General features: G+C 52.4%; 2 tRNA genes and 3 rRNA genes. All 5 read left to right on the forward strand.

The features are described from left to right. Positions 1-732: ribosomal RNA gene (locus tag Q0824_RS17280) — 16S ribosomal RNA — on the forward strand; the annotation flags it as partial. A 107-nt stretch (positions 733-839) separates the two neighbouring features. After that, positions 840-916 (forward strand) — tRNA-Ile (locus Q0824_RS17285). 95 nt (positions 917-1,011) lie between these two features. Further along, a tRNA-Ala gene (locus Q0824_RS17290) sits at positions 1,012-1,087 on the forward strand. Positions 1,088-1,397: 310 nt separating this feature from the next. Then, positions 1,398-4,293 (forward strand): 23S ribosomal RNA (locus tag Q0824_RS17295). A gap of 98 nt (positions 4,294-4,391) precedes the next feature. Beyond that, positions 4,392-4,507 (forward strand): 5S ribosomal RNA (gene rrf / locus Q0824_RS17300). The last annotated feature ends 23 nt before the right edge of the window (positions 4,508-4,530 follow it).

The raw sequence follows: 4,530 nt of genomic DNA on the forward strand, positions 1-4,530 counted from the left end.
GTAAACGATGTCAACTAGCCGTTGGGGATCTTGAATCCTTAGTGGCGCAGCTAACGCACTAAGTTGACCGCCTGGGGAGTACGGCCGCAAGGTTAAAACTCAAATGAATTGACGGGGGCCCGCACAAGCGGTGGAGCATGTGGTTTAATTCGACGCAACGCGAAGAACCTTACCTGGCCTTGACATGCAGAGAACTTTCCAGAGATGGATTGGTGCCTTCGGGAACTCTGACACAGGTGCTGCATGGCCGTCGTCAGCTCGTGTCGTGAGATGTTGGGTTAAGTCCCGTAACGAGCGCAACCCCTATCCCTAGTTGCTAGCAGGTAATGCTGAGAACTCTAGGGAGACTGCCGGTGACAAACCGGAGGAAGGTGGGGATGACGTCAGGTCATCATGGCCCTTACGGCCAGGGCTACACACGTGCTACAATGGTACGTACAGAGGGTTGCAAACCCGCGAGGGGGAGCTAATCTCACAAAACGTATCGTAGTCCGGATCGGAGTCTGCAACTCGACTCCGTGAAGTCGGAATCGCTAGTAATCGTGAATCAGAATGTCACGGTGAATACGTTCCCGGGCCTTGTACACACCGCCCGTCACACCATGGGAGTAGATTGCACCAGAAGTAGTTAGTCTAACCTTCGGGAGGACGATTACCACGGTGTGGTTTATGACTGGGGTGAAGTCGTAACAAGGTAGCCCTAGGGGAACCTGGGGCTGGATCACCTCCTTAAACGAAGTTGAAGCTTCGGTCAGAGTCCACACGAATTACTTGGTTGATTGATAAAGAGAGCAAGGGTCTTTCAGGCCCGACTTGGCTTGTCTATGGCAAGCAAAACCGGGTCTGTAGCTCAGGTGGTTAGAGCGCACCCCTGATAAGGGTGAGGTCGGTGGTTCAAGTCCACCCAGACCCACCAAAAATCACGTAGCTCGTCGTTGTGTCCGAACTTGCATAGCAGGCTATGCGGCGTCCGAACACGCCTAGATCTACATGATTTTAGAGATAGCTTTTGGGGCTATAGCTCAGCTGGGAGAGCGCCTGCCTTGCACGCAGGAGGTCGGCAGTTCGATCCTGCCTAGCTCCACCATTAGATTACTTGGTCACCTGACTTCGGTCAGTGTACAGAAACAAGTGTTTCAACTTTGTTAAGTTCGAAATCCTTCTTTCTGATCACTGGGTCAGATTTGCTCTTTAACAAATTGGACGAGATAGAACACGAAGACATTTTCTCATTATCTCCGAGAAAATGTGTTCAATGTGATAGCGATTTTTTCAAGCGTTATCCGGTGTTGTCGTTGAAGTGGTTGTTATATCGCTTCAAGGAACTGTCTCCACTTATTGGCCTCCTGGTTTACCAGGTCGTTGATGAATGGAACACAGTTGTCTTGGGGTTATATAGTCAAGCAACTAAGCGCATACGGTGGATGCCTTGGCAGTCAGAGGCGATGAAAGACGTGGAAGCCTGCGATAAGGTTCGGGGAGCTGGCAAACAAGCTGTGATCCGGGCATTTCTGAATGGGGAAACCCACCCGATTTCGGTCGGGTACCTTGCACTGAATACATAGGTGTAAGGGGCGAACCGGGGGAACTGAAACATCTAAGTACCCCGAGGAAAAGAAATCAACCGAGATTCCCTAAGTAGCGGCGAGCGAACGGGGACTAGCCCTTAAGCTAGACAACTGGTAGGAGAAGGCTCTGGAAAGTGCCGCCATAGTGGGTGATAGCCCCGTATCCGAAACCTGAGTCTAGTGAAATCGAGTAGGACGGGACACGTGGTATCCTGTCTGAATATGGGGGGACCATCCTCCAAGGCTAAATACTCCTGACTGACCGATAGTGAACCAGTACCGTGAGGGAAAGGCGAAAAGAACCCCTGTGAGGGGAGTGAAATAGATCCTGAAACCGTATGCGTACAAGCAGTCGGAGCAGACTTGTTCTGTGACGGCGTACCTTTTGTATAATGGGTCAGCGACTTATGTTCAGTGGCGAGGTTAACCGTTTAGGGGAGCCGTAGGGAAACCGAGTCTGAATAGGGCGAATTAGTCGCTGGGCATAGACCCGAAACCGGGCGATCTATCCATGAGCAGGTTGAAGGTTGAGTAACATCAACTGGAGGACCGAACCCACTGTCGTTGAAAAGCCAGGGGATGACTTGTGGATCGGAGTGAAAGGCTAATCAAGCCCGGAGATAGCTGGTTCTCCCCGAAAGCTATTTAGGTAGCGCCTCGGACGAATACCACAGGGGGTAGAGCACTGTTTCGGCTAGGGGGTCATCCCGACTTACCAACCCGATGCAAACTCCGAATACCTGTGAGTACTATCCGGGAGACACACGGCGGGTGCTAACGTCCGTCGTGAAGAGGGAAACAACCCAGACCGCCAGCTAAGGTCCCCAAATTCCAGTTAAGTGGGAAACGATGTGGGAAGGCTCAGACAGCTAGGAGGTTGGCTTAGAAGCAGCCATCCTTTAAAGAAAGCGTAATAGCTCACTAGTCGAGTCGGCCTGCGCGGAAGATGTAACGGGGCTCAAACTGGATACCGAAGCTGCGGCTGCATACTTTGTATGCGGGGTAGGGGAGCGTTGTGTAAGCCTGCGAAGGTGAGTTGAGAAGCTTGCTGGAGGTATCACAAGTGCGAATGCTGACATGAGTAACGACAATGCGGGTGAAAAACCCGCACGCCGGAAGACCAAGGGTTCCTGCGCAACGCTAATCGGCGCAGGGTGAGTCGGCCCCTAAGGCGAGACCGAAAGGTGTAGTCGATGGGAAACGGATTAATATTTCCGTACCTTGGATAGCTGCGATGGAGAGACGGAGAAGGCTAGGTGAGCCGGGCGACGGTTGTCCCGGTTTAAGCGTGTAGGGAGTGGGTTTAGGCAAATCCGGATCCACAATCCTGAGACGTGACGACGAGCACCCTTTTACGGGAGCGAAGTCATTGATGCCCTGCTTCCAGGAAAATCTTCTAAGCTTCAGGCTATTCGAGACCGTACCCCAAACCGACACAGGTGGTCAGGTAGAGAATACCAAGGCGCTTGAGAGAACTCGGGTAAAGGAACTAGGCAAAATGGTGCCGTAACTTCGGGAGAAGGCACGCTGGTGGTATGTGAAGTTCCTCGCGGACGGAGCAGAAGCCAGTCGAAGATACCAGGCCCCTGCGACTGTTTATTAAAAACACAGCACTGTGCAAACACGAAAGTGGACGTATACGGTGTGACGCCTGCCCGGTGCCGGAAGGTTAATTGATGGGGTTAGCATTCGTGCGAAGCTCTTGATCGAAGCCCCGGTAAACGGCGGCCGTAACTATAACGGTCCTAAGGTAGCGAAATTCCTTGTCGGGTAAGTTCCGACCTGCACGAATGGCGTAACGATGGGGGCGCTGTCTCTACCCGAGACTCAGTGAAATTGAAATCGCCGTGAAGATGCGGTGTATCCGCGGCTAGACGGAAAGACCCCGTGAACCTTTACTATAGCTTCACAGTGAACTTTGAATATGTTTGTGTAGGATAGCTGGGAGGCTTTGAAGCGTGATCGCCAGATTGCGTGGAGCCAACCTTGAAATACCAGCCTGGCATGTTTGAGGTTCTAACTCTGGTCCCTTATCGGGATCGAGGACATTGTGTGGTGGGTAGTTTGACTGGGGCGGTCTCCTCCTAAAGCGTAACGGAGGAGCACAAAGGTGGGCTAAGTACGGTCGGACATCGTACGGTTAGTGTAATGGCACAAGCCCGCTTAACTGCGAGACTGACACGTCGAGCAGGTACGAAAGTAGGTCATAGTGATCCGGTGGTTCTGTATGGAAGGGCCATCGCTCAACGGATAAAAGGTACTCCGGGGATAACAGGCTGATACCGCCCAAGAGTTCACATCGACGGCGGTGTTTGGCACCTCGATGTCGGCTCATCACATCCTGGGGCTGAAGCCGGTCCCAAGGGTATGGCTGTTCGCCATTTAAAGTGGTACGCGAGCTGGGTTTAGAACGTCGTGAGACAGTTCGGTCCCTATCTGCCGTGGACGTTGGAGATTTGAGGAAAGCTGCTCCTAGTACGAGAGGACCGGAGTGGACGAACCTCTGGTGTTCGGGTTGTCACGCCAGTGGCATTGCCCGGTAGCTATGTTCGGACAGGATAACCGCTGAAAGCATCTAAGCGGGAAGCCCCTTCCAAGATGAGATCTCCCTGGACCCTCGAGGTCCCTAAAGAGCCGTTCAAGACCAGGACGTTGATAGGTCGGGTGTGTAAGCGCTGCGAGGCGTTGAGCTAACCGATACTAATTGCTCGTGCGGCTTGACTATATAACACCCAAGACAATTGCTTGGATAACGCTAGAAAACGAAAAAATCAAAACACATTGAACAACCTCTATCTCGTCCCCCAGTGATCAACCGTTTTGTCTGACGACCATAGCGGCTTGGAACCACCTGATCCCATCCCGAACTCAGAAGTGAAACAGGCCTGCGCCGATGGTAGTGTGGCATTTGCCCATGTGAGAGTAGGTCATCGTCAGACTCTTAATACCAAACCCCAGCTTC

It is taken from the genome of uncultured Marinobacter sp., assembly GCF_947488835.1.
In the GTDB taxonomy this organism is placed as follows: domain Bacteria; phylum Pseudomonadota; class Gammaproteobacteria; order Pseudomonadales; family Oleiphilaceae; genus Marinobacter.